Raw genomic sequence first — 23747 nt, 5'->3', positions numbered from 1 at the left:
TTCCATTAAGGGAAGTCGCTCTTTCATTTTTTCATCATTTATTTAACATTTGAAATACTTGTTCCACGTCTTTGTCTCCGCGGCCAGAGATATTGATAATAATGCTTTCTTCCGGAGACAATGTTGGCGCAAGCTTTAGTGCATGAGCAACTGCGTGCGAGCTTTCAAGTGCAGGAATAATTCCTTCAACTTTTGACAGCACTTGGAATGCTTCAAGCACCTCTTCATTCGTCACCGTTACATATTCTCCACGACCAATTGTTTTTAAATAGCTATGCTCTGGACCAGCTCCAGGATAATCTAATCCAGCGGCAATCGAATAGGTTGGTAATGGATTGCCCTCTGCATCTTGCAGGACTAAACATTTGAAGCCGTGTAATTCACCCGGTGTTCCTTCATTTAATGTTGCTGCCTTATCGGGTTCAATACCGATGAGGCGAACATTTTCATCTGCAATATATTCTGCAAATGCACCAATCGCATTACTACCGCCGCCGACACAAGCAAGTACTGCTGCTGGTAGCTTTCCTTCTTTTTCTAAAATTTGTTCGCGACTTTCACGGCTAATAACTGATTGGAAATGCTTCACCATTGAAGGGAATGGGTGAGGTCCAACAGCAGAACCTAGTAAATAGAAAGTTGTCTCGTAGTTTTCTACTAAATCAGCAAATGCTGCATCTACTGCATCCTTTAGTCGCCCTTGACCTTTATCAACTGCTACTACCTTTGCACCAAGAAGCTCCATACGGAAGACGTTTAATGCTTGACGCTTTGTATCCTCTAAGCCCATATAAATTGTGCAATCCATCCCAAACATTGCACAAGCAGTTGCTGTTGCTACACCATGCTGACCCGCACCTGTTTCGGCAATAATACGATTAGCACCCATGCGCTTTGCCAATAAAATCTGACCTAGAACGTTGTTAATTTTATGAGAACCTGTATGGTTAAGATCTTCACGCTTTAAATAAATTTTTGCGCCACCTAATTGTTTTGTTAAATTTTCAGCAAAATAAAGTGGAGATTTGCGCCCAACATATTCACGGAAATAATAATCTAGCTCTTTATTAAAGTCTTCATCGTCTTTATAATTTTGGAAGTTTTCATCTAAAATAGTTAATACATTTTGAAGCTCATTAGGAACAAAGCTACCTCCAAATTCACCGAAATATCCTTTTTTCTCTGCTACTGTACTCATCTTTTCTCGACTCCTCTTTTCTAATTTTTCCATAAAAAAAAGCCACTTCAATCCTTCTGTAAAAAGGACGAGTAACCGTGGTGCCACCTTCATTCGCAAAAATTGCGCGCTTTCGTACTCCGGTAACGGGGAATAAATTCGTCCTCACATTTGATGAGGCTGCTCCAAAGTCCATTCACAAGTATGTACTACTGATTTGCACCAACCATCAGCTCTCTTTAAGTACGACCGCTTGCTACTATTCTTTTTCCTAGCATTTATTGAAATGAATTGTAAAGTATTTTCAGAATAGTGTCAAGGATCAAGAAAATAAAAAAACGAATCTAATAAGATCCGTCTTTTAAATTAAATTTTTGAAGTTTAAGCGTTTATTCAATATATACATAATCGGTGCACCAACCGCTAAGACAACAAATTCACCTGCAGCAACAGTCAACCATGTCCAAAAGAATGGTAATTCTAATGCTATGTTTAATTCTAAGGCAATGATGAACATTGTGCATGTAAATAACAATGTATTGATGACTAAACGAGCCCAAATATTTTTGACAAATTTACAAATAAGAATGAACAACCCAAGGGTAATCATTGAATGGGCTACACCAAAATACAAATCGATAATGCCGTTTGGTGAAAATATATTGGAGATAAATACACCAATAATAATTCCAACGGCAAAACGAGGGTTAAAGGCAACTAGATGGTTAAACATTTCAGATAGTCGGAACTGCACTTCTGTAAAGCCGAATGGTGCGACTAATAATGTAACAGCAATGTAGAGCGCTGCAATAATGCCGCTCGTTGCTAAAAATTTTATTTTCATATTCATTTCTCCTTAGTTTTTTTACGTGGGATGGTTACGAACCACGTGAAGCAAATGCAATCATATCAATGTTCATGCTTATTTGTAAATAGCGATGAGTAAAAAAAGTGTAGAAATTCTTAGTGCTAACGGTATTATTTAGCTCTTGTTCGTTGCTCGTTAATTAGATGTGTGTGCGTGACCAGGATTCGAATTTTGAATCCATAAGAAGGGGGCTTGTACTACTTTTCTTTATAGATGGGCTGAAATTGGACTATAGAAGCAAGCACTAAAGGAGAGTCCAGTCATATCAAAAAAGAACTGTTCTAAGCAGTTCTTTTAAAGTGAACATTTCAGTAGTTTTTTAATAGACTAAATGCTTGAGCAAATTTTTGAGCAAAGATTAATGGGGGCTCTATTGATTGAAAGTGAACGTATAAAATAGCGGGGTCCGAATATATCCAGTGATTATGAACAGCACTTATAATCAAATTATTTTCTGCAAGTACCTTAACAAATGAAGGTATTTCCTTTTCTAGTACTACAACTTCACCTAAGTTAAGTGCATTTCCATATATATCAAGTGATTCGAATGTTATTCCAGCATGAAGTGCACTACGACTTGGGCGACCTTGAATCTTCACATTAAGATTGCGATTAAGTTTTACTGAGCATACGCCATGTTTGACAGAAGCTTTACCGTTTGCAATCTGAGCAAATTTTGTACAAATATCTTGGGGATTTTGCATTTAGACACCTCTACTTTTTAATATTTGAGGATATCTTAGAGCGAAAGTAGTAAGGGGTTCTGATTTGAAATTACTCATCTAAAATATTTTTAATTTCTTCTATTTCAATAATTAGATCGTCTAGTTGTTTTTTAAATTCATCCGTATATTCTAGTTCTTCATCTAGGTCTTTTGTATATTCTAAGGCATTTAAGGCAAAATCTAGAGCAAATTCGAATAGACTGTCACAAAGATTAGAAATGATTGTGTCAATATCTCCTGTTTTTGCATTTTGCTTCTCTTTTGAATAAGAAGGTTGATGATTTAAATCCATTCCATCATTATTCATGGTATTCCTCCTTTTGGGAACAGCACTAGTCTCATTTGCATCATATGCATTAAATGTAAAAAAGGAGACTGAAAAGGAATATTATTTGTAGATATCAATCAAATCTTATTAGGGAGTAATACGAGATGGTGATTCTAAAGCACTTGCAGGTTGTTTTTATTCAGCCATTCAAGGTGTTGCTCAAACGCACGTATGCTTCCCAGATATCCCGTTACCCCAAAGTAGTTGGTTAGTAGATATCTTGAAAAAGTAAGAGTGAATGATAATTGTTATGAGGACCTGACATTTCTAATCAGGTTTTTTAGGTTTTTCATAAACTACTTTAAAAATCAAATAACTTCGCAAAATTGTCAAAAAAATTTTTGTTATGTTAGAAAAAGAAATCAATTTATACAAACAGCGTAGTTTAGCGGTTTAAAGCGACAAATTAAATGAAAAGATAAAATATTTAGCAAATTTTAAAAGTCAGAACATTCATAATGTTGTTGACGAACCTCGATAATAACGATAATATAGCGATACGTTCACACTTCGTTTGGATAAAGTGTGATAAATATCAGAGATAATATCGGGGGGATTATTTGTGAAAAGCAATTTAAAAAAGCTTTCGTTCCTGTTATTTGGGTTAGTTTTAATGCTTGCTGCTTGTGGTAGCAGTGGCTCTAGTTCATCGGATTCGAAGGGGAAAGAAACGAATAATGCAAGTGAGAGCGGCAATGCAAGTGACAAAACATATAAAATCGGGATTACTCAAATTGTTGAGCATCCATCTTTAAATGCTGCAACTGATGGCTTTAAAAAGGCGATTGAAGATTCAGGATTAAAAGTTGAGTACGATCCACAAATAGCGCAAGGAGATAATAGCCTTAACACGACGATTGCAAACAATCTAGTAAGTGCCAATGTAGATTTAATCTTTGCTAATTCTACACCATCTGCACAAGCGGCAGCGACAGCTACTAGTGAAATTCCAATTGTCTTCACTTCTGTAACAGATGCTGTTGGCGCACAGTTAATAGATTCTATGGAGAAACCAGGGAAAAATGTAACAGGAACGATCGATTTACATCCTGATACTATTTCGAAAACAGTGGCATTCTTAAAGGAACTAGGCGCGAAAAAAGTAGGTATGGTTTACAACGCTGGTGAGCAAAACTCAGTAGCACAAATAAAAGAAGTGAAAAAGGTCATGGGTGAGCAAGGCCTAACAGTAGTTGAGGCATCTGCAGCAACTTCAGCGGAAGTAAAACAAGCTGCTGAATCATTGATCGGTAAAGCAGATGCATTCTATATCATTACTGATAATACAGTAGTTTCGGCTCTTGAGTCTGTAATTGATGTAGCGAATGCCAATAAATTACCACTAGTTGTTGGAGAGCTTGACTCTGTGGCACGTGGTGGCTTAGCGGCATATGGTTTTGAATATTATGACATCGGTTATGAAGCGGGGCAAATGGCTGTGAAGATTCTAAAAGGTGAAGCAAAACCTGCCGATATACCAGCGCAATATCCACAAAAGCTAAAACTATTAATCAATAAAAAAGTAGCCGATAATTTAGGAATCGACATTAAAGATTCTTGGGGTGCAGAGCTTTTAGAAAAGTAATGATCTGACATGATCATCTTATGGAGCGAAGCGGGGGAGAACTAAAACTACCCCCGCTTTATCTACTTTTAGAATAAAAAAGGAAATCATTTATGAGGAAGAATCACCGCTCGTTAGTGGATAGGATACATTTAAGAATTATGCATTGATCCACAAGTGTGTTGGGCAATCTTTTTTAGTGGCATCTTATTAGAACACTAATTTATATGAAAATTATGGTTTTCATTGAAAGTTGTATGTCATGTGGATAAGTTGATTGGAGTGGAGACTGGGCGACTCCTTGGGGATCAGCGTCACAGATGAGACCCTGGAGCGAGCGAAGCGAGTGAAGCGGCTCATCGGACGCCCCTAGGAAAGCGCCCAGTCGGAACGGAAATCAACTACAAGTTATGGTGGTGAGCCATTATATTTTAAGAAATTATTAGGAGATGATTCAACTATGTTTTTAGCAATATTTGGCGCGATGGAGCAGGGAATCATCTATGCAATTATGGCACTTGGTGTGTATTTAACATTCCGCGTGTTAGATTTTCCGGATTTAACGGTTGATGGAAGCTTTGTAACAGGGGCGGCTACAGCGGCAACGATGATTCTGCTTGGCTACCACCCAATCTTAGCGACTTTAGTGGCAATTGTTGCTGGATTTATTGCTGGATGTATGACAGGAATTCTTCACACAAAAGGGAAAATTAATCCTCTGTTATCAGGGATTTTAATGATGATTGCTTTGTATTCTATTAACCTACGTATAATGGGATCAACTACAGAAAATACGATAGGTCGTCCGAATATTCCACTATTGAATTCAGAGACTTTATTTTCAAAGTTTCAAGCATTTTGGAGTAATTTAGGTATCGATACGGCATTAAATAACTTATTAAAAGGCATCGGCGTTCAGCAACTACCATCAACATGGAGTACGGTGATCGTAGTATTAATCATCACGATTTTAATTAAGTTCATTGTAGACTGGTTCTTAAAAACAGAGGTCGGACTGGCTATTCGAGCAACTGGTGATAATAAGCGTATGATTCGTAGCTTCTCGGCAAATACAGATACACTTATTATTCTTGGGCTAGGGCTTTCTAACGCACTTGTTGCATTTTCGGGAGCTCTAATCGCACAATATTCGAAGTTCTCAGATGTCAGTATGGGGATAGGGATGATTGTGATTGGTCTTGCATCTGTTATTATCGGCGAAGCAATTTTCGGTACAAAAACGATTATGCGCACAACTTTCGCTGTCATTGCTGGAGCCATTATTTATCGCATTATTTTAGCATTAGCATTACGAGTAGATTTCCTTGATTCAGGAGATATGAAATTAATAACGGCTATCATTGTTATTATAGCGTTGGTTTTACCTCAATTTATCAATAAGAGTAAGGAGCGCAAACGTAAGGTGAAGCGCGCAGCAGAGAGGACACAAGTAAAGACGGTTGAGCAGGGAGGGAAAGGCCTTGCTTAAATTAAACGGCATTAATAAGATTTTTAATGAAGGTACACCTGATGAAAAAATAGCACTTGCAGAAATTAATTTGCACTTAAAGCCCGGGGATTTCGTCACAATTATCGGCAGTAATGGTGCTGGTAAATCGACCATGATGAATATGATTTCTGGCGCGTTAACACCAGACTTCGGCACGGTTTCAATTGATGGGAATGAGGTTACTACTTTACCAGAATATAAGCGTTCTCACTATATCGGCCGCGTATTCCAGGATCCGATGGCTGGCACAGCACCAACAATGACGATTGAGGAAAATTTAGCATTAGCTTATTCACGTAATAAGAGAAGAGGCATGCGAATCGGTGTTGATAAAAAGCGTCGAGAATTTTTCAAGGAATCATTGCAGATGTTGGGCTTAAATCTGGAAAATCGATTGTCTGCAAAAGTTGGCTTACTTTCGGGAGGGGAGCGTCAAGCTTTGTCTCTTTTAATGGCAACATTTACGAAGCCTTCGATTTTATTGCTAGACGAGCATACGGCGGCACTTGACCCATCTCGTGCAGAGTTAATCACACGTATTACAAAATATTTAGTTGAGAAAGACAACTTAACGACATTGATGGTCACGCACAATATGCAACAAGCATTAGACTTAGGAAATCGCCTAATTATGATGGATAAAGGTCAAATCATTTTAGAGGTTGGCGAGGATCGCAAGCATGAATTAACCATCCCAGATTTAATGGCCGAGTTCGAACGTATCCGCGGTGAGAAAATGAACTCAGACCGTGCGCTACTAGGATAATAAATGATAAAACGCTCACACATAGGTGTGGGCGTTTTTTCGCTAGATGTCGATATTTTTGGGAAGTTGGGTGATAAATTAAAAAAGTTGGTAGATAAACTAAAAAAGTTGGTCGATAAACAATCAAAAGTTCTCGATAAATAAGCAAACTCTTTCGATAAAGTCCATTATAATCTAGCTAAAGGAGGTGAAAATATGCTACTGAAAAAGCGCGAAGTCTCATCGAAGCAACTCGCATTAGAAATGCTTGGAAGGCGGTTACCGAAATCTCACCCAAAGTCTACTTACTATCAAGAAATGTTAAATAGAACAAGAGCAGGGTATGCAGGCGAGCAAAGAGTAGATCGAGAATGGCAGGAAATCTATTTGGAGCATGCGCATTATTTATTGCATGATGTACAGCTTAAAGCTGAAGGTGAATCAATCCATCAAATAGATACATTATTGATGTCACGGAATTTTGTTTTAATAGTGGAAATTAAAAATATCGTTGGTCATGTAGAATATATGGAAGATAATCATCAGTTTATTCGAATTACTTCTGATGGCAAAGTAGATGGCTTTAGAAATCCCTTTGATCAAGTGAAGCGACATGCTAGGTTTTTACATCAGATTTTTCAAAAGGCTGGCTATCATATACCTATTGTTTATATGATCGTCTCTGCAAATCCGAATATGATTATGACACCAAGTTTGTCTGCGCAACCGATTATTCATGTGAGTGGGTTGGCTGAGAAGGTAGAACAGCTGTTCACGCAACATCAACAAGTCTATCTAAGTGAAAAAGTTTTAAGAGAACTCTCAACACATATTCTAAAGATGCATAAACCTACACAATGGACATGCGATATGAGGATGGATGAACTAAAGAAAGGTGTATTATGCTCTAAGTGCGATTATCGATTTGTCATGCAATATCGTCAAGGTAAGTGGCAGTGTGAGAAGTGTGGTGAGGTAGATAATCAAGCATTCAATGATGCACTGAAAGATTACCGTTATATGTATGGAGAATTGATATCCAACAGTTTATTTCAAGATTTTTTCGGTATCTCTTGCGTTAAAACAGTTTATAAAATATTGAAGTCGTTACAGCTTCAAGAAGTAGGCGCAAAGAAGAATCGAAAGTATATTATTAAATAGTATAGTCTATCAGAGCGGTCAGATAGACTGTTTTTATCTAATGTTCCGATAAGTTGATGAAACATTCCGATAAATCTCGAAATTGTTCCGATAAAACACAAAATTGTTCCGATAAATCACAAATTTATCCCGATAAACCTAAAAAAGCCACACTTATATAGTAAAAGTGTGACTCTTTATTTTAGACTAGTAGGCCGAATAGTTGGATGTCGTTGTTTACTTCTTTGTATTTGAAGCCGAATTCATTCATGCGTGCTAGTAATCCTTCGTAGTCTTCACGGTTGCCAAGCTCGATACCGACTAGGGCAGGACCACTTTCTTTGTTGTTTTTCTTTGTATATTCGAAAGTTGTAATGTCATCATTTGGTCCTACAACGCTTGTTAGGAATTGGCGAAGCGCGCCTGCACGCTGTGGGAAGCTGACGATGAAGTAGTAGAGTAAGCCTTCGTGAATTAAAGATTTTTCTTTAATCTCCTGCATACGACCGATGTCATTATTACCACCACTAATGATGATAACGACTGATTTGCCTTTAATCTCCTCTTTATAAGAGTCGAGTGCTGCTACTGATAATGCTCCAGCAGGCTCTGCAATAATGGCATGTTTATTGTAAAGATCTAAAATTGTTGTACATACTTTTCCTTCTGGTACTAGTACGATGTCGTCTAAGTAGCGACGACAAACATCATATGTGTGATTACCGACGCATTTTACCGCAGCACCATCTACGAATTTGTCAATCCAATCAAGTGCCACTGCACCGCCTTCTGCAAATGCAGCCTTCATACTGCCCGCCCCAGCAGGCTCTACACCGATAATTTTACTATTAGGAGAAAGGTTTTTCACATAGGCAGAAACACCTGACATTAAGCCACCGCCACCAATACTACCAAACACGTAATCAATGGGTTCCTCCATGTCATTCATAATTTCAACTGCGACCGTTCCTTGTCCAGCGATGACATCAAAATCATCAAATGGGTGAATAAAGATTTTATCGTGTTCATCACAGTAAGCAAATGCACTTTCTGCAGAATCATCAAAGGTATCACCAGCTAAAATAATTTCTACAAATTCACGACCAAACATACGCACTTGGTCAATTTTTTGCTTAGGTGTTGTTTGAGGCATAAAAATACTTGCTTGAATTTTCAGTTGTGCACAGGCGTAGGCAACACCTTGGGCATGATTGCCCGCACTTGCACAAACAACGCCAACTTTACGAGCCTCTTCTTCAATTTTTTTAATCTTATAATAGGCACCACGAAGTTTAAATGAGCGTACATGCTGTAAATCTTCGCGTTTAAAATAAATATTAGCTCCGTATTTCTCGGATAGATAGTCATTTTTTTGTAGTGGTGTGTGTACCACTACGTCTTTTAAGAAATGATGTGCAATCAAGATATTTTCTACTTGCACAGTTCTAGTGTCAGCAGCTTCCATAATATTCATCCTCCGTATGCGTATAAAACATTTATCTATGATAGCACATTTTATAAGCTTTTTGTCATTAATTTTTAGTAAATTCTAAATTTTCGGTGTCTGATTAATGCAAAATTGATTTCTTCGAGAATTTTTGGGAGAAATAAAGGATGTACACATTTCCTCATAACGAAAATGGTCAAGCATATACTAGAATACCTTGGGACAAGTAGGAGGGTATGTATTGGAAATCATTCAAGGAATTCTATCTACATACATTCAATTTTTCAATTGGGAAATGTGGAAAGAGATCTTAACTGACCCTGTATCTTGGGGGTTAATATCAACACTAATTATAATAGAAGGTTTACTCTCGGCAGATAACGCACTTGTATTAGCAGTGTTAGTGAAGCATTTGCCAAACAAACAACGCAAACGAGCATTAATGTACGGTATGTTGGGAGCTTATTTTTTTCGATTTTTATTTATCGGTATAGGTGTTTATTTGGTAGAATTTTGGTTTATTAAATTGCTAGGAGCCTTGTATTTAGGTTGGCTATGTGTCGCTCATTTCTTACAGATAGGAGAAGCGGATAGTGCCAAGGAGATGAAAAAAACAGGGTTGTTGGTTCGTCTTTTTGGAACGTTTTGGGCAACGGTTATTTCTGTAGAACTGATGGATATTGCCTTTTCAATTGACGCGATTTTTGCCGCTTTTGCGATATCCAATCAAATTTGGATATTATTAATCGGGGGAATGTTAGGTATTTTAATGATGAGAACGATTGCAGGCTTATTTTTAATCATTATTGAAAAAATACCAGAATTAGAGGCAACAGCATTTATTATTATTGGAATTATAGCACTGAAAATGCTAGCCAGTGTCATCGGTATTGACGTTCCACATTATATGTTTTTTATTGTATTAATTATTATTTTTGCTATCACTTTCATTATTCATTTCTTAAAAAAAATGAAGGTCGCATAATATAAAACGGTTCTGTTCTCAATTAGGAAAGAGGACAGAACCGTTTTATCGTTATTATAGAGGGCATCGTTTTCGCCTAAGCTAAAGCGCTTGTCGGAAGTAAACGAGCACTGTAGCACATTATTTTACATATTGATCAGGATTTACAATATAGAATTTTTCAATATTAAGCCAGCTTTCACTCATTGGCTCACCGTCATCAATACGTTTTTCTGTTTCTTGCATCATCCAAGCTGTTTGGGATGCGTGTGCTTGTAATGCTTTAATTTTATCTGTCTTCATTTCACGAATATCGACGACAACATGTGGCTCACCATTTTTTTCAATTGTATCATTTGCAAAGGCACAGCCGAACACTTGTGGACGTGCGGCTTTTGGCATTCGACGAACAGCTTCTACTACAGCACGTGCTGTTGCCTCGTGGTCAGGATGCACTGCAAAACCAGGTAAGAATGTAATGATAAGAGAAGGCATTAACTCCTCTATTAAACCTTCAACAAGCTTTACCATTTTTTCATCGTCTTCAAATTCAATCGTTTTATCACGGAAACCAAGCATACGTAAATCTTGTATTCCCATAGCCTCTGCTGCTGTGATAAGCTCCTTACGTCGAATTTCTGGCAAGGATTCACGTGTTGCAAAAGGTGGATTTCCTAAATTACGCCCCATCTCGCCTAAAGTTAAACAGGCATATGTAACAGGTGTATTCATTTTCTTAGTATAGTAGGCAATTGTTCCAGCAACTGAAAAAGCCTCATCATCTGGGTGAGGGTAAACAATTAAAATATGACGTTGTGGTTGTAAATTCAAAAAGTCGTCCCCCTTAGTAAGTAAACGGCGTTTCGCTAATTTCAAGTGCAATCGCCAATTTACCCGAGTAGTCTAGTCCAGCCATTAATAAACGGCCTAAATCATCTAATTCAAAATGTGTGATGCCTTGAGCATAAACCCAGCCATGTGCCATTTTTAATCCGACACGATGGGGTGAATCATCTACCACTTTAGCAAGTTCATAGTTGATTTTAGCATTGCGAATAAAAGCACCAGCATTAAAAAATTTCTCATCAAAGTGTGCTGCATAAGAACCGTTCGTCGTCTCAAGATGAATATAAACGTCTTTGTTGGCGAAAGAATTCAATAATTCCTGCAACGTCTTTACTTGTACTTCTTGCATCTTAACACTCCTCTCGATTATTTCTATTTTAAGTATAGTCAAAAAAGATAACAAAGGGAAATTGAAAGGCTTTTGTTGCCAAGCTAATCATTAATGTTATTGATAAAAAAACAGAAAATTCTTTATTTTGAAAAACTATTATTTTGCTATTATTAGGTGTGATTGCTTGAAAAAACTATTTTAATGTATCAATATAGGACACATGAAACAGATTGATATGAATGGTGTCGTTATAATTTGTATGCGGTTTCATAAATAAAATATGAGGAGATTGATACTATGATCTATGCAAATCCTAATACTCCAGGCGCAGTAGTAAATTTCAAAGAAAAATATGATAACTTTATCGGTGGCGAATGGGTTCCTCCAGTAAAAGGTCAATATTTTGAAAATAAAACACCTGTAACAGGTCAAGTTTTCACAAAAGCAGCTCGTTCAACAGTTGAAGATATTGAGCTTGCCCTTGATGCAGCACACGCAGCAAAAGATGCATGGGGTAAAACAAGTGCAACTGAGCGTGCATCTATTTTAAATAAAATCGCAGATCGCATTGAAGAAAACTTAGAAATGATTGCTGTTGCAGAAACATGGGATAATGGTAAAGCAGTTCGCGAAACTTTAAACGCAGATATTCCTTTAGCAATTGATCACTTCCGTTATTTTGCAGGTGTTATCCGTGCACAAGAAGGCCGTACAACACAATTAGATAACGACACTGTTGCATACCACTTCCAAGAGCCACTAGGTGTAGTTGGCCAAATCATACCTTGGAACTTCCCGATCTTAATGGCTGCTTGGAAAATTGCTCCTGCACTTGCAGCAGGTAACTGTATCGTGATGAAACCAGCTGAGCAAACGCCAGTTTCATTATTAGTGTTAATAGAAACAATTCAAGATATCCTACCAAAAGGCGTACTTAACATTGTCAACGGCTTTGGTGTTGAAGTTGGTAAACCACTTGCAACGAACAAACGAATTGCAAAAGTTGCTTTTACTGGTTCAACAGCTGTTGGTCGCCAAATTATGCAATATGCAACTGAAAATATTATTCCTGTAACATTAGAGCTAGGTGGTAAATCACCAAACGTATTCTTTGAGGACGTAATGACTTCAGATGATGAATATTTAAATAAAGCAATTGAGGGCTTTGTGATGTTCGCATTAAACTCAGGTGAAATTTGTACTTGTCCTTCACGTGCACTTGTTCAAGAATCCATTTACGATAAATTCATTGAACTTGCATTAGAACGCGTAAAAGCTATTAAAATTGGTAATCCATTAGATACAGAAGTCATGATGGGTGCTCAAGCTTCTAACGAACAAAAACAAAAAATCCTTTCTTACCTAAAACTTGGTAAAGAAGAAGGTGCCGAGTGCTTAATAGGTGGAGAAGAAAATATTCTTGAAGGCGACCTTGCAGGAGGTAACTATATTAAACCAACAGTTTTCAAAGGTCACAATAAAATGCGAATCTTCCAAGAAGAAATCTTTGGCCCAGTGCTTGGCGTGACTACATTCAAAGATTTCGATGAAGCAATGGAAATTGCAAATGATACAGAATATGGTTTAGGTGCTGGTGTTTGGTCACGTTCTGGTGACATTGCTTACCGTGCAGGTCGAGCTATTCAAGCTGGTCGTGTTTGGACAAACACTTATCATCAATATCCAGCGGGTGCTGCATTTGGTGGATTCAAACTTTCTGGTATCGGTCGTGAAAACCACGCAATGATGTTAGATCACTACCAACAAACTAAATGTCTTTTAGTGAGCTACAAAAAAGAAGCACAAGGATTTTTCTAATACTAAAGGATGAATAACGACATGGTAGAACGAGTGATTGCAACAAAAGAGGCTTTAAATTTGATAGAGCTAATTAAGAGTAGGCATGGCGCTATCATGTTTTATCAATCTGGGGGTTGCTGTGATGGCTCTGTACCGATGTGTTATGTAGAAGGAGATTTTAAAATTGGTGAAAACGATATCTATCTTGGTACAATAGATGACGTTCCCTTTTACATTCATAGAGCGCAATATGAATATTTTAAGCATACGCAATTGATTATTCATGCGATTGAGGGCAGAGGTGCAAGTTTTTCTTTAGATAGTGTTGAAAATATGCATTTCATTACGAACTCTAGAGTATTCACAACGGAAGAGTATGAAGAAGTAATAAAGCTCTTTTAATTGATTGCATCTTTAAATCTATGAAGATTTTTCGAGCAATATTCTTGAAAAAAATATAGAAATATATCAATATAATGAGTGTGAAAGCAATTTTGTACAAAATGTGTCGTTTTGTATTGTATGCGGTTTCACAAATGAAAAGATACTAACCATGATTTCTTCCTTAAATGACGGAAAGGCAGCGCATAATGTTGAAGGGAATTTTAAACTAGGTAATAACGAATTCTATCTTGGTACAATAGATGACGTTCCTTCAACATTGTTATGTATAGCTGTAAAAAGGGAAGAAGACTGAAAGCTCATTATCATAGTATAGTAAAAAAGGCCGCGATTCTCTTTTATGACGGAGAATCGCGGCTTTTTATAATGAACGGTTTTTGGGGTATGTATTTATTAATATCGGTTGAGTTTTCGTTCAATGGAATCTAGACGAGTGTTGAGATGTGATAGATGTCTATGCATTTGTCTAAATAAAACATTTTGATTTTGCGCGTCGGATGTTCTTGATTGTTCTATTGCCTCTTCTTCCTGCAATGCTAAAATGTTGGAGAGGGTTGCTAATGAATACCCTATTGTCAAAACCATTGAAGATATTAATTCTACTTTCGTAGAGGTTATATTTCCACTTTGGACACCTGTGTCTTCACCTAGGAGACCTGCTTCTTGAGCACCTAGGAAACTTGCTTGTGTATTTGGATTTGGGTCTTGTTGTTGTCTACGTCTTGCCATTTTTCTCCCTCCCATATACAGCTAATATATGGCATATGAAGTAGTAGCGTATCTTGTCCAAAGAATTAATAAAAAAACCACAGTCAAAATTAAAAAAACTTAATTTTCTAATAAATTGTTTGATTTTTATGGGCAAATAGAGCAATATAGTAGAAATGAACAGTTGTTTAGGGGGAATAGATGTGGACAAGAACTTTAAATATTGTAAAGAATCTAGAGTTATGCGTACAAGTCGAGTTTTTCCGAATGATATTAATAATCATAATACACTGTTTGGTGGTCGATTAATGAGTGACATCGATCAAGTAGCTTCAATTTCAGCTGCTAAGCATAGTCGTAGAGATTGTGTGACGGCCTCAACGGATTCTGTAGATTTTCTGCATCCAATACGCCAGACCGATTCTGTCTATTTCGAATCTTATGTAACGTGGACAGGGACATCTTCAATGGAAGTTTTCGTAAAGGTCATTTCTGAGAATTTGAAAACGGGAGAACGTAAGGTAGCGGCAACAGCGTTATTAACCTTTGTTGCATTAGATGAAAATAATAAACCAACCCCAGTTCCATCTATCATTCCAGAAACTGTAGAGGAGACAAAGCTACATGAGACTGCAGCTGAACGAGCAAAAGCACGTGCAGAGCGTAAAAAGGAAAGTAAGGCATTGGCTCAATTCATATCGATGAACGATCCATGGGATTGCTCGTAATGATGAAGAACTACTATATGTAAAAGAGGCATCTGATAAGTAATCAGATGCCTCTTTATATTTAAATTTCTATCACTGTTACTTCTGGTGCGCCAAAACGAGATTTTGCACCGTGCATAACTGGTCCTACATAGTCATTTAACGCCCAACCGTGAGCGATTGCAGCTGAAACGAATTCTTTTGCTTCAATTACAGCCTCTTTTACTGAAAGACCGTTTGCAAGGTTTGCTGTTACTGAAGCAGCAAATGTACAGCCAGCTCCATGATTATAAGTAGAAGCAACTTTTTCAGATTCTAATAAGTAGAATTTTTCACCGTCGAAGAATAAGTCAGTTGCTTTTTCAGTAGCTAACGCTTTTCCACCTTTAATGACAACAGCTTTAGCACCAAGCTCGTGAATTTTACGAGCAGTTGTTTTCATTTCCTCGATTGTTTTTGGTGTTCCAGTGCCAGCTAATTGCCCAGCCTCAAACAGGTTAGGTGTTGTAACTGCAGCTAATGGTAAAAGATATTGAATCATTGCATCTGTGTTACCGGGGTTCAACACTTCATCTTCTCCCTTGCATACCATTACAGGGTCAATGACAACATTTGTCGTACCAGATTTTGCGATAGCATCACCTGCGATACGAATAATTTCTTCAGTTGACAGCATACCAGTTTTTATTGCGTCAATGCCTGTTGAAAGAGCAGTATCAATTTGTTTTTGCAAAAGCTCTGTTGGTAATGGAGTTACGTTATGAGTCCAACCATTTGGATCCATTGTTACGACAACCGTTAATGCCACCATGCCATATGTGCCGTGCTCCTGGAATGTTTTAAGATCGGCTTGCATACCTGCGCCACCGGATGTATCTGAACCAGCAATCGTTAAAGTTTTTTTAAGAGCCATGTGGAAGATCTCCTTTATAGATGAAAGTTTTAACTTATTTCAGTGGGTGTCCAAACATCCGCTGAAATAAGTTAAAGCTCCGGCGGATGTCACAGATTCGGAAAGGTACTTCTTTGTGCAGGCACAAAGCCGAATCCGGACGCAATTATGCCGAGGCATAATTGATAATTACCATCTAGTATAGTCTTATTCTGATTCCATAAAAATAGTCAGAATTATATATTTTTACAAGGTCAGTTTAACTTCTTTTTCTGATGCTTGAATTCAACATTATTTTTTTGTACCGTTGTAAGAAGAGAAAGGGGCTTATATTACGATGAAACAAGCATTCCCGAATGACTGGCAAGAAATACTTGTAGAAGAAATAGAAAAAACATACTATACAAAGCTACGTCAATTTGTAGCAGATGAATATGCAACACAAACAATTTATCCACCGATGAATGACGTAATGAATGCATTTTATACGACGACTTATCATGACGTAAAGGTCGTAATTTTAGGTCAGGATCCTTATCATGGACCAAATCAAGCGCATGGATTAAGTTTTTCGGTCATGCCGGGAATCCCACACCCACCAAGCCTACGAAATATGCTAAAGGAGTTACAGGATGATCTTGGCTGTCCAATCCCTCAAAACGGAACATTAACAAAATGGGCACAGCAGGGTGTAATGTTATTGAATACTGTATTAACTGTTCGAGCAGGACAGGCGAATTCTCATAAGGAACAAGGATGGGAGCAATTTACGGATGCTGTAATCGATAAATTAGCATCAAGAGATAAACCCATTATTTTTGTGCTTTGGGGTAAACCAGCACAACGTAAAAAACTATTAATTCGTAAATACTCTACACCGCATTTAATTTTAGAAGCACCTCATCCAAGTCCACTTAGTGCTTATCGAGGTTTTTTCGGTAGTAAACCATATTCGAAGATCAATGCGCAGTTAGTGGAATGGGGAGAGCAACCAATTGATTGGTCTCTAGCTTAGATTGCAAATCATATTCTTTATACACTTACCGTTTCATGTTACAGTTAATAATAGAAGAAAGTGAGGAACAACGATGAAGGTAAATTGTTTCAAATGTCAATATTTCAAAGTAACATGGGACCCACAAACGCCACGGGCCTGTGTAGCATACGGCTTTAAAACGAAGCAAATACCATCCGTTGTCGTTAAACAATCCTCTGGCACGGACTGTCTAAAGTTTGTGCCAAAAGTAGAAAGTGGGAGAATGCAATGATTCCTTATCAAGCCGTTATTCAACAACTTGAAAAACAATTATCTGGTGTCAAAAATACTGGAAACGAACAACAAATTCGTGAAACCTTAACAGCAATCCGAGCATTATGTGATGTAGTATTAGACTCACCTGATGGCATCTCTAAAGCGCAGTCAAAACATCTGCCACAAATGCTAGTAACGGAGCCGAAGCAAACAAGTTTATATACAGCAAAAATTGAAGAAGAAGATGGAGCAAATGGTGATTCAATTTTTGACTTTTAATCATGATTAAAGGTAGGGGAAATGACATGAAAAAATTTATCGTGACAGGTGCACTCCACGGCTTTTTAGCAGTGGCATTGGGTGCATTCGGTGCACACGCTTTAAAAGGAGTTCTAGACGATTATGGTCGTGGGATTTGGGAGACAGCTGTTCAGTACCAAATGTTTCATGCCACGGGTCTACTTATAATTGGCATATTGATGAGCTCGAAACTTCTAGGTGAAGTAAAGCAGTTGAATTTAGCTGGAATCTTTTTTAACCTAGGTATTGTTTTCTTTTCAGGAAGCTTATATGTACTGGCAATCAGCGGCGTTAAAGTTCTAGGTGCCATCACACCAATTGGTGGTGTTCTATTTTTAGCTGGCTGGACGCTAATTATAGTATCTGCCCTAAAACATGCTCGATAAAAAAATCAATAGATATTTCTACAAAGTTACTCCTTTACACTATGTGTGAGGGAGTTTTTGCTTTTTAAAGAGGTAACTACTTGTAAAGGATCAAAAGAATTTTTCTTCCTAATCAACAATATAATTTCTATAGATTGGTAGTTTTAATTCCTATTGTTTTTGTAAGGATTTATAGTACACTGTTATTATCAAATAGGTTCGACAAATAGGAAGTGAGGTTTTAGGATATGGAGAAGCTTTTTACTTTACTAGATCATAACTATGATGAAATGGTAGCGATTCGTCGCCATCTACATGAATATCCGGAATTATCCTTTGAGGAAGTGGAGACACCGTCGTATGTAGCTGCTTTTCATCGAGCGTTAGGGCATGAGGTTCGTGAGCATGTAGGTGAACGTGGTGTTGTTGCTACTTTACGTGGAGGGAAGCCGGGTAAAACAGTGGCGTTGCGCGCTGATTTTGATGCATTGGCAATTCAGGAGGAAAATGACGCCCCTTATAAGTCAAAAGTAGATGGTAAAATGCATGCATGTGGACATGATGGTCATACTGCAACATTACTAGGGCTTGCTAAAGCACTTAATGCAATAAAGGATGACATTGCAGGCAATATAGTATTTATTCATCAGCATGCAGAAGAAATGGCGCCAGGTGGAGCAAAGCCTATGATTGAAGATGGCTGTCTAGACGGAGTAGATGTTATTTTCGGTACACATTTATGGGCACCAACACCATTGGGAGATATATTGGTGAGAGATGGAGCAATTATGGCTGCTGCGGATAAGGTGGAAATTACGATTCAAGGTAAAGGTGGTCATGGTGCTGAGCCCCATCATTCTATTGATGCTGTTACTCTTGCATCACAGTTTGTAATCAATGCACAGCAGCTTATATCTCGACGTATTGATCCATTAAAATCGGCCGTCTTAACAATTGGTCATTTTGAGGCGATTAATCCTTTCAATGTTATTGCCGAACGGGTAATATTAGCTGGAACAGTCCGTACTTTTGAGGAGCAGGTACGAAGACAATTGGAGCAAGAGCTTGAGGCAGTGTTAAATGCCACTTGTTTGGCCTTTGGTGCAAGCTATGATTATCGTTATACAAGAGGCTATCCACCTGTTTACAACCATGCGAAAGAAACAGAATTTATTGCACAACTTGCAGCAAATATACCAGGAGTAGAAAATATTATAACGTGCCCACCATTTATGATTGGTGAGGACTTTGCGTATTATTTAGAGAATGTACCAGGTACATTTTTCTTCACGGGTGCAAAAAAGCCGGAGTGGGAAGTAGCATATCCTCATCATCATGCACGCTTTGACTTTGATGAACGTGCAATGTTGATTGCTGCCAAAACATTAGGGAAAGCAACATTGCAGTTTTTACAAGAAAATCAATAGTTCCATAAGGCATAGGCTTTCAATAAAAATTGGCATACTAGGAAGTATCCTAACATGCCAATTTTTTTGATCTAATGGCAAATATCCACGTAGATTCCTCGTTTCATACGAAAAACATTTGCCGCGCAAGCAAGAACACGAAGCCCAATTGAGCGTCAAGGGAATCTTACGATGCTACGCAGCATAAGTAAAACGTAACGAAGAAGCATCCTTTTGCTCTTATCTTACTCGCATATAGAGGAGTGGAATTTTACCATATAAGAAAATATGAATGTATAACAACTCATTTCAATTATGGATTTTGGTTAAAATAAGCCATTTCTTCATCATATTCAGCAAAATCAAAGTAAATCATTGGGAATAGGAAACGATGATCCGATTTGAGTTCACGTAAAATAACGTGATCTCGACCAGCAGCTTCTACAACGCCTCGTACAATTTTCGTGTTTTTTCCTGGCTCAACCGCATGCTCAAAGGAAAAATGGAAAGTACCAGGTTTTCCACGATTCAAACGTAGAATATTTTCAATATACGATTGCTCCCGTCCAGATGGTCGTGCTCCAGTCGTCTGTGGAGGCATTACCTGTGGAGGCATTTGTTGTTGCGTTGTCGGTGTCCAATAATAAGGCATCATAAGTTATCAACCTTCTTTCTTTTAGATTTGAGGACAATCTTCTTCGGTTGGCGAGAAGAAGCAATGTGCTTTGAATCTTCCCGTGTTCCACTGACCATACCATTGTGCTGGATAATCTCCCTCAGGTCTGAAAAACCATAGCGAACGAGTCGCTGGATAAAATCTTTCGCCTTCAATAACTCTCTTTGCTAATCGAAGGTCTTGATCACGTGCTCGTTGATAAAAGAAGCCTTTTTGTGTCGCTTCAAAGCCCCCAGGACGCTGAAAAACCATTAGTTCAATTGTACGAACATCCGAAAAATTTAAACAATCTGCTCGTACACGATTGACGCCCACATTGCCGATCATCAACATACCTAAATTTCCTTCCCCTTCTGCCTCAGCGTGCATAAGCCTTGCTAGCATGGATGTTTGTGCATCATTCGTCTTTTTAACGGCGACTTTCACTCCTCCTCGCAGACAGTATATGCATGATGGTATTGTAGACATGTTCAATTTTAACTTTTTTCAGCAGATGTCTTTTGTACCGAAAGCGAAGCGTCAGCAGGTGGTGAGATGAATGCGGGTTTAAGTTACTGTTTCAGTGGATGTCTAAACACCTGCTGAAAGAAGTTAAAGCCTCCGGCGGATGTCACGGAATCGGCTTTGTGCAAGCACAAAGCCGATTCCGGAGCAATTATGCCGAGGCATAATTGATTGAAAGAAATTCACAATTTAAAAATGCTAGGCATATATTAGTAATAACGAGTCTTTTGTAAAAGAGGGCCAAGTTTTTAAATAATTTTTTTCATTATCATAACGTGGGGTTGATTTGCATGGGTCGTGTTGCTTTTAACCTTCGTTTCTCTACTTGCGCTCACTCCATGTGACGCTGAATCCCCAAGGAGTATCCCAGCTTCCACTCATACGTTTTTGCAAATTTCATCCTCAATTTTATAAAAATGGGTAAATAGAGAATAGAAAATATAATGGGGAACGTGAGATAGGAAATTGCATGTGTATTGAATACATGTGAGGTGACAAGGTATGGAGATTGGTGTTTGGGTAGGTATTTTGTTGAGTGCTGTGCTGGCATTTTTAGTGGGGAGTTTCTACGGACAGCCACTCCATTGGTATCTCTTTATATTAATAATCGTAGTTGGGTTTTTTATCAATACGATTATACTAATTTTGAAGGTTAAGGATGAAAGGTCTTGAGGTACATTGCAGCAATATGAAAATAAGAAAGTGTCATCGTTAGTGGGTGACGCTTTCTTATTTTTTTGTTAATTTTTTTTGATTAAGTAGGTGAAATCTAATGTTTTGCAAGTATATTAAAAATGAACTGTGACATACTAAAGTAGAAAATTATTTTTTGCTTTCATGAAGGAGTGTTATAATGCATATTTTTGGTACGTTTGTAGCAATAATTATAAGTGCATTCATGGCCATTGGTATAGCAGAATACTATCATCAACCATATAATTGGTATTTAGTTTTCCTTATGATTCTAACTGGTTTTTTTATTCATACAATTATTTTAATATTGGAATCAGAGAACAGCGAAGAAAATGAATTGTAAAAAAAATACGAGTCCGCTACTAAGGACTCGCATTTTTATATTTAAAAGCATTCTCAATTAGACAGTTAAGAATTTCACTAGTTTTTCGTTATCAAGAAGGTTCCCAACGAAGAATGCACCGAACTCACCGTAGCGAGCTGAAACTTCATCAAAACGCATTTCATATACTAATTTTTTGAATTGTAGTACGTCATCTGCGAATAGTGTTACGCCCCATTCGTGATCGTCGAAGCCAACAGAACCAGTAATGATTTGTTTAACTTTACCAGCATAGCCACGTCCAATCATACCGTGAGAACGCATTAGCGATTTGCGTTCGTCCATTGAAAGCATATACCAGTTATCATTGCCTTGACGACGCTTATCCATTGGATAGAAGCATACATGCTTAGCACGTGGAAGTTCAGGATATAAACGAGCACGCACATGTGGATTTTGGTAAGGATCTTCGTCTGAATCACCTGCTAAATAGTTAGAAAGCTCTACAACAGACACATATGAATATGTAGGAATTGTAAAATCAGCAATCGCTAATTTATTAAATTCAGCTTCAAGCTCTTGTAGCTCTTCCATTGTTTCACGTAAAGTCATAATCATAAAGTCAGCTTTTTGACCAACGATTGCGTAAAATGCATGGGCACCTGTTTTAGCGATATCAGCTTCGTTTAATTTTTCTAAATATGCAATGAATTCTTTTACTGCTGCTTGGCGTTCCTCAGCAGAAACTAGTTTCCATGAAGCCCAGTCGATTGAGCGAAAATCATGTAAAGCGTACCAACCATCTAAAGTAATTGCTGCTTCATTCATTATTAAAAACACTCCTTTATAAGTGAATACCATTCAAATTTTAGTTTATCATAGTTTGTACAAATTCCCTAAGTTCATGATTGCATTTCACGAATTTGACACCTTCCATAGATAATGTATTCTAAAGAGAAGAGATGTAAATAGAGGAGCTCCAATCATGAAAAGTATATTACAACAGCCAATTTGGCGTTTTTACGATCAATCCATTAGCGCAAAGCAAAGATCGCCACTAGAATCCTTTGCAACAGACGATACTTTATGTCAGCTAGTTGGGCAATTAGCCTCTCCACCTACTATTCGTACATGGGTAACTAAACTGTTACGACAAATTTAGACAAACCTATACAAACCTGTATAGAAGCATAGATTTTTTAACAGAATACCCTTCGTATCAAGCGATTGGTGCGAACTCCACGTTAATTGCTTTTAACTCCTAAAGCCTTGTGACCAAAGCGGAGCTGGAAACGGCAGACGTAACGGTGCGAAAGCAGAAAAAACAACAAGGATGGCATAAGCTGAAAAAAATTACTCAGTGTCCGTAAAGGATCATCGTGACAACGGAAAACGGTAGCGCTAAGTGCTTTGACAATGGATGTTTAGCAGCGAACTCCTAAATCTCTCATGAGACAAGGAAGACGTTCAACGACTATCTCCTTGAGGGAGAGTAAAACCGCAAGCGAATGGCGGAAGAAAAATGTGGCTCTTATTTAGAAGATAAGATGAAGATATAGTCTGCGCTTATGTGAAAGCATAAGAGGTCTACTCGTGAGAGAAAGACTGCATGAAGGGTTGCGCCTTCATGTGAACAAGAAAAATATATACACATATAAAAATGTTAGCAACCTCTCTAATTAGGGTAATGTGATTGTATCTTAGTGAAAGAGAGGTGGTACGCATGGAATTAATGTCCATTGGGAAATTTGCTAAACGTGTTGGTGTAAATGTTGTAACTCATTGTCACGGTCTTTACAAAATAGATTATCCAGTCAACGGTCTAAGAAAGCTAACGATTGATTGACGAGGTGAAAAACAATGATAGTGGCGACAAAGATAAGATTAAAACCAACTAAAGAACAAGAGGTTTTGTTTTGGAAGTCTGCGGGGACTGCGAGATGGGCTTACAATTATTTCTTGGCTGAAAGTGAACGTATTTATAACGACGAGAAGCGCACAGTCAAAGAGAGCGAAATTCGTAAGAAAATCAATAATGAACTGAAACCAACGACGCATAAATGGCTAAAGGAAGT

28 protein-coding genes, 1 pseudogene, 1 riboswitch and 1 other annotated feature are annotated in these 23747 nt (G+C 37.8%); of the genes and pseudogenes, 17 read left to right on the top strand and 12 right to left on the bottom strand.

The features are described 5' to 3' along the window. Positions 1–34: 34 nt before the first annotated feature. The 4 genes from trpB to AMS59_RS14890 form a co-directional block, all read right to left on the bottom strand. Positions 35–1198, bottom strand: a complete 1164-nt coding sequence (gene trpB / locus AMS59_RS14905) for a tryptophan synthase subunit beta (protein WP_053484530.1) — start codon at positions 1196–1198, stop codon at positions 35–37. A 60-nt stretch (positions 1199–1258) separates the two neighbouring features. Continuing rightward, positions 1259–1459, bottom strand: a binding site (T-box leader). A 79-nt stretch (positions 1460–1538) separates the two neighbouring features. Further along, positions 1539–2021: a QueT transporter family protein gene (locus AMS59_RS14900; protein WP_053484529.1), complete on the bottom strand. Its 483-nt coding sequence runs from the start codon at positions 2019–2021 to the stop codon at positions 1539–1541. A gap of 6 nt (positions 2022–2027) precedes the next feature. Further along, a riboswitch (PreQ1 riboswitch) is annotated at positions 2028–2072 on the bottom strand. A gap of 281 nt (positions 2073–2353) precedes the next feature. Further along, the gene (locus AMS59_RS14895) at positions 2354–2749 is read right to left on the bottom strand and encodes a DUF1259 domain-containing protein (RefSeq protein WP_053484528.1); all 396 of its coding nucleotides are present in this window, start codon (positions 2747–2749) and stop codon (positions 2354–2356) included. A 70-nt stretch (positions 2750–2819) separates the two neighbouring features. After that, complete coding sequence (locus AMS59_RS14890) at positions 2820–3077, bottom strand: hypothetical protein (protein WP_053484527.1); 258 nt, start codon at positions 3075–3077, stop codon at positions 2820–2822. A 583-nt stretch (positions 3078–3660) separates the two neighbouring features. On the opposite strand from AMS59_RS14890, the gene AMS59_RS14885 reads away from it, so the two are divergent. The 4 genes from AMS59_RS14885 to AMS59_RS14870 all read left to right on the top strand — a co-directional run bounded on the left by AMS59_RS14885 (position 3661) and on the right by AMS59_RS14870 (position 8078). Continuing rightward, positions 3661–4683 carry an ABC transporter substrate-binding protein gene (locus tag AMS59_RS14885; protein ID WP_053484526.1) on the top strand — a complete coding sequence of 341 codons (1023 nt, stop codon included), beginning with the start codon at positions 3661–3663 and terminating at the stop codon, positions 4681–4683. Between the two features lie 439 nt (positions 4684–5122). After that, positions 5123–6151: an ABC transporter permease gene (locus AMS59_RS14880; RefSeq protein WP_053484525.1), complete on the top strand. Its 1029-nt coding sequence runs from the start codon at positions 5123–5125 to the stop codon at positions 6149–6151. Next, positions 6144–6938: an ABC transporter ATP-binding protein gene (locus AMS59_RS14875; protein ID WP_053484524.1), complete on the top strand. Its 795-nt coding sequence runs from the start codon at positions 6144–6146 to the stop codon at positions 6936–6938. Before AMS59_RS14880 ends, AMS59_RS14875 begins: the two co-directional genes overlap by 8 nt. A 195-nt stretch (positions 6939–7133) precedes the next feature. Beyond that, positions 7134–8078 (top strand): NERD domain-containing protein, encoded by a 945-nt coding sequence (locus AMS59_RS14870; RefSeq protein ID WP_053484523.1) that lies wholly within the window; start codon positions 7134–7136, stop codon positions 8076–8078. Positions 8079–8259: 181 nt separating this feature from the next. On the opposite strand, the gene ilvA is transcribed toward AMS59_RS14870, so the two are convergent. After that, the gene (gene ilvA, locus AMS59_RS14865) at positions 8260–9522 is read right to left on the bottom strand and encodes a threonine ammonia-lyase IlvA (RefSeq protein ID WP_053484522.1); all 1263 of its coding nucleotides are present in this window, start codon (positions 9520–9522) and stop codon (positions 8260–8262) included. A gap of 223 nt (positions 9523–9745) precedes the next feature. Here ilvA and AMS59_RS14860 point away from each other — a divergent pair, with 223 nt between their 5' ends. Further along, positions 9746–10489: a DUF475 domain-containing protein gene (locus tag AMS59_RS14860; RefSeq protein ID WP_053484521.1), complete on the top strand. Its 744-nt coding sequence runs from the start codon at positions 9746–9748 to the stop codon at positions 10487–10489. 120 nt (positions 10490–10609) lie between these two features. Here the strand turns inward: AMS59_RS14860 and bshB2 are convergent, their stop codons facing one another. Together bshB2 and AMS59_RS14850 are read right to left on the bottom strand one after the other, a co-directional pair. Further along, on the bottom strand, positions 10610–11299 hold the full coding sequence (gene bshB2 / locus AMS59_RS14855) for a bacillithiol biosynthesis deacetylase BshB2 (protein ID WP_053484520.1): 690 nt from the start codon (positions 11297–11299) through the stop codon (positions 10610–10612). Between the two features lie 13 nt (positions 11300–11312). After that, positions 11313–11663: a YojF family protein gene (locus tag AMS59_RS14850; RefSeq protein ID WP_053484519.1), complete on the bottom strand. Its 351-nt coding sequence runs from the start codon at positions 11661–11663 to the stop codon at positions 11313–11315. Between the two features lie 279 nt (positions 11664–11942). Between AMS59_RS14850 and AMS59_RS14845 the strand changes: the two genes are divergently transcribed. Both AMS59_RS14845 and AMS59_RS14840 read left to right on the top strand, forming a co-directional pair. Next, positions 11943–13463, top strand: coding sequence for an aldehyde dehydrogenase family protein (locus tag AMS59_RS14845; RefSeq protein ID WP_053484518.1), 1521 nt, complete (start codon positions 11943–11945; stop codon positions 13461–13463). Positions 13464–13484: 21 nt separating this feature from the next. Beyond that, positions 13485–13847 carry a DUF779 domain-containing protein gene (locus tag AMS59_RS14840; protein WP_053484517.1) on the top strand — a complete coding sequence of 121 codons (363 nt, stop codon included), beginning with the start codon at positions 13485–13487 and terminating at the stop codon, positions 13845–13847. Between the two features lie 393 nt (positions 13848–14240). On the opposite strand, the gene AMS59_RS14835 is transcribed toward AMS59_RS14840, so the two are convergent. Continuing rightward, positions 14241–14576 carry a hypothetical protein gene (locus AMS59_RS14835; protein WP_234007803.1) on the bottom strand — a complete coding sequence of 112 codons (336 nt, stop codon included), beginning with the start codon at positions 14574–14576 and terminating at the stop codon, positions 14241–14243. 182 nt (positions 14577–14758) lie between these two features. Between AMS59_RS14835 and AMS59_RS14830 the strand changes: the two genes are divergently transcribed. Next, positions 14759–15283, top strand: a complete 525-nt coding sequence (locus AMS59_RS14830) for an acyl-CoA thioesterase (RefSeq protein WP_369814335.1) — start codon at positions 14759–14761, stop codon at positions 15281–15283. Between the two features lie 61 nt (positions 15284–15344). Here the strand turns inward: AMS59_RS14830 and thiD are convergent, their stop codons facing one another. Beyond that, entirely contained in the window at positions 15345–16175 is an 831-nt protein-coding gene (gene thiD, locus AMS59_RS14825; RefSeq protein WP_053484515.1) for a bifunctional hydroxymethylpyrimidine kinase/phosphomethylpyrimidine kinase, read from the bottom strand. 316 nt (positions 16176–16491) lie between these two features. Here thiD and AMS59_RS14820 point away from each other — a divergent pair, with 316 nt between their 5' ends. The 5 genes from AMS59_RS14820 to AMS59_RS14800 all read left to right on the top strand — a co-directional run bounded on the left by AMS59_RS14820 (position 16492) and on the right by AMS59_RS14800 (position 19498). Further along, a complete protein-coding gene (locus AMS59_RS14820; RefSeq protein ID WP_053484514.1) occupies positions 16492–17169 on the top strand; it encodes a uracil-DNA glycosylase in 678 nt (225 codons plus the stop codon). Between the two features lie 73 nt (positions 17170–17242). Further along, complete coding sequence (locus tag AMS59_RS26380; protein ID WP_053484513.1) at positions 17243–17422, top strand: hypothetical protein; 180 nt, start codon at positions 17243–17245, stop codon at positions 17420–17422. Further along, positions 17419–17685: a YwdI family protein gene (locus tag AMS59_RS14810; RefSeq protein WP_053484512.1), complete on the top strand. Its 267-nt coding sequence runs from the start codon at positions 17419–17421 to the stop codon at positions 17683–17685. Before AMS59_RS26380 ends, AMS59_RS14810 begins: the two co-directional genes overlap by 4 nt. A gap of 26 nt (positions 17686–17711) precedes the next feature. Continuing rightward, positions 17712–18092, top strand: a complete 381-nt coding sequence (locus AMS59_RS14805) for a DUF423 domain-containing protein (RefSeq protein ID WP_053484511.1) — start codon at positions 17712–17714, stop codon at positions 18090–18092. Positions 18093–18319: 227 nt separating this feature from the next. Further along, positions 18320–19498 (top strand): M20 family metallopeptidase, encoded by a 1179-nt coding sequence (locus tag AMS59_RS14800; RefSeq protein ID WP_053484510.1) that lies wholly within the window; start codon positions 18320–18322, stop codon positions 19496–19498. Between the two features lie 292 nt (positions 19499–19790). Here the strand turns inward: AMS59_RS14800 and gerQ are convergent, their stop codons facing one another. Both gerQ and AMS59_RS14790 read right to left on the bottom strand, forming a co-directional pair. Beyond that, entirely contained in the window at positions 19791–20132 is a 342-nt protein-coding gene (gerQ, locus tag AMS59_RS14795) for a spore coat protein GerQ (RefSeq protein ID WP_053484509.1), read from the bottom strand. A gap of 21 nt (positions 20133–20153) precedes the next feature. Then, entirely contained in the window at positions 20154–20579 is a 426-nt protein-coding gene (locus AMS59_RS14790) for a cell wall hydrolase (RefSeq protein WP_082337525.1), read from the bottom strand. Between the two features lie 931 nt (positions 20580–21510). Here AMS59_RS14790 and AMS59_RS14785 point away from each other — a divergent pair. Continuing rightward, positions 21511–21693, top strand: a complete 183-nt coding sequence (locus AMS59_RS14785) for a hypothetical protein (protein ID WP_053484507.1) — start codon at positions 21511–21513, stop codon at positions 21691–21693. Between the two features lie 57 nt (positions 21694–21750). Here the strand turns inward: AMS59_RS14785 and hemQ are convergent, their stop codons facing one another. Next, positions 21751–22500 carry a hydrogen peroxide-dependent heme synthase gene (gene hemQ / locus AMS59_RS14780; protein ID WP_053484506.1) on the bottom strand — a complete coding sequence of 250 codons (750 nt, stop codon included), beginning with the start codon at positions 22498–22500 and terminating at the stop codon, positions 21751–21753. A gap of 157 nt (positions 22501–22657) precedes the next feature. Between hemQ and AMS59_RS24355 the strand changes: the two are divergent. From AMS59_RS24355 to AMS59_RS14775, 3 genes and pseudogenes are all read left to right on the top strand, one after another. Then, positions 22658–22810: pseudogene (locus AMS59_RS24355) on the top strand (octanoyltransferase); the annotation flags it as partial. 585 nt (positions 22811–23395) lie between these two features. Continuing rightward, complete coding sequence (locus tag AMS59_RS26715; protein WP_255350019.1) at positions 23396–23518, top strand: hypothetical protein; 123 nt, start codon at positions 23396–23398, stop codon at positions 23516–23518. Positions 23519–23532: 14 nt separating this feature from the next. After that, on the top strand, positions 23533–23747 hold a 215-nt coding region (locus AMS59_RS14775; protein WP_156304687.1), incomplete at its 3' end, for a helix-turn-helix domain-containing protein.

Source organism: Lysinibacillus sp. FJAT-14745, assembly GCF_001275675.1.
In the GTDB taxonomy this organism is placed as follows: Bacteria; Bacillota; Bacilli; order Bacillales_A; family Planococcaceae; genus Lysinibacillus.
Note: the sequence above shows the minus strand (reverse complement) of the source record. Positions and strands in the feature narration are given on the sequence as shown.

Excerpts from the sequence above, each read along its gene's own strand:
- trpB (WP_053484530.1), bottom strand. The coding sequence starts at position 1,198 with ATGAGTACAGTAGCAGAGAAAAAAGGATATTTCGGTGAATTTGGAGGT.
- AMS59_RS14900 (WP_053484529.1), bottom strand. The coding sequence starts at position 2,021 with ATGAAAATAAAATTTTTAGCAACGAGCGGCATTATTGCAGCGCTCTAC.
- AMS59_RS14895 (WP_053484528.1), bottom strand. The coding sequence starts at position 2,749 with ATGCAAAATCCCCAAGATATTTGTACAAAATTTGCTCAGATTGCAAAC.
- AMS59_RS14890 (WP_053484527.1), bottom strand. The coding sequence starts at position 3,077 with ATGAATAATGATGGAATGGATTTAAATCATCAACCTTCTTATTCAAAA.
- AMS59_RS14880 (WP_053484525.1), top strand. The coding sequence starts at position 5,123 with ATGTTTTTAGCAATATTTGGCGCGATGGAGCAGGGAATCATCTATGCA.
- AMS59_RS14870 (WP_053484523.1), top strand. The coding sequence starts at position 7,134 with ATGCTACTGAAAAAGCGCGAAGTCTCATCGAAGCAACTCGCATTAGAA.
- ilvA (WP_053484522.1), bottom strand. The coding sequence starts at position 9,522 with ATGGAAGCTGCTGACACTAGAACTGTGCAAGTAGAAAATATCTTGATT.
- AMS59_RS14850 (WP_053484519.1), bottom strand. The coding sequence starts at position 11,663 with ATGCAAGAAGTACAAGTAAAGACGTTGCAGGAATTATTGAATTCTTTC.
- AMS59_RS14845 (WP_053484518.1), top strand. The coding sequence starts at position 11,943 with ATGATCTATGCAAATCCTAATACTCCAGGCGCAGTAGTAAATTTCAAA.
- AMS59_RS14840 (WP_053484517.1), top strand. The coding sequence starts at position 13,485 with ATGGTAGAACGAGTGATTGCAACAAAAGAGGCTTTAAATTTGATAGAG.
- AMS59_RS14835 (WP_234007803.1), bottom strand. The coding sequence starts at position 14,576 with ATGGCAAGACGTAGACAACAACAAGACCCAAATCCAAATACACAAGCA.
- thiD (WP_053484515.1), bottom strand. The coding sequence starts at position 16,175 with ATGGCTCTTAAAAAAACTTTAACGATTGCTGGTTCAGATACATCCGGT.
- AMS59_RS14820 (WP_053484514.1), top strand. The coding sequence starts at position 16,492 with ATGAAACAAGCATTCCCGAATGACTGGCAAGAAATACTTGTAGAAGAA.
- AMS59_RS26380 (WP_053484513.1), top strand. The coding sequence starts at position 17,243 with ATGAAGGTAAATTGTTTCAAATGTCAATATTTCAAAGTAACATGGGAC.
- AMS59_RS14810 (WP_053484512.1), top strand. The coding sequence starts at position 17,419 with ATGATTCCTTATCAAGCCGTTATTCAACAACTTGAAAAACAATTATCT.
- AMS59_RS14805 (WP_053484511.1), top strand. The coding sequence starts at position 17,712 with ATGAAAAAATTTATCGTGACAGGTGCACTCCACGGCTTTTTAGCAGTG.
- AMS59_RS14800 (WP_053484510.1), top strand. The coding sequence starts at position 18,320 with ATGGAGAAGCTTTTTACTTTACTAGATCATAACTATGATGAAATGGTA.
- gerQ (WP_053484509.1), bottom strand. The coding sequence starts at position 20,132 with ATGATGCCTTATTATTGGACACCGACAACGCAACAACAAATGCCTCCA.
- AMS59_RS14785 (WP_053484507.1), top strand. The coding sequence starts at position 21,511 with ATGCATATTTTTGGTACGTTTGTAGCAATAATTATAAGTGCATTCATG.
- hemQ (WP_053484506.1), bottom strand. The coding sequence starts at position 22,500 with ATGAATGAAGCAGCAATTACTTTAGATGGTTGGTACGCTTTACATGAT.
- AMS59_RS26715 (WP_255350019.1), top strand. The coding sequence starts at position 23,396 with ATGGAATTAATGTCCATTGGGAAATTTGCTAAACGTGTTGGTGTAAAT.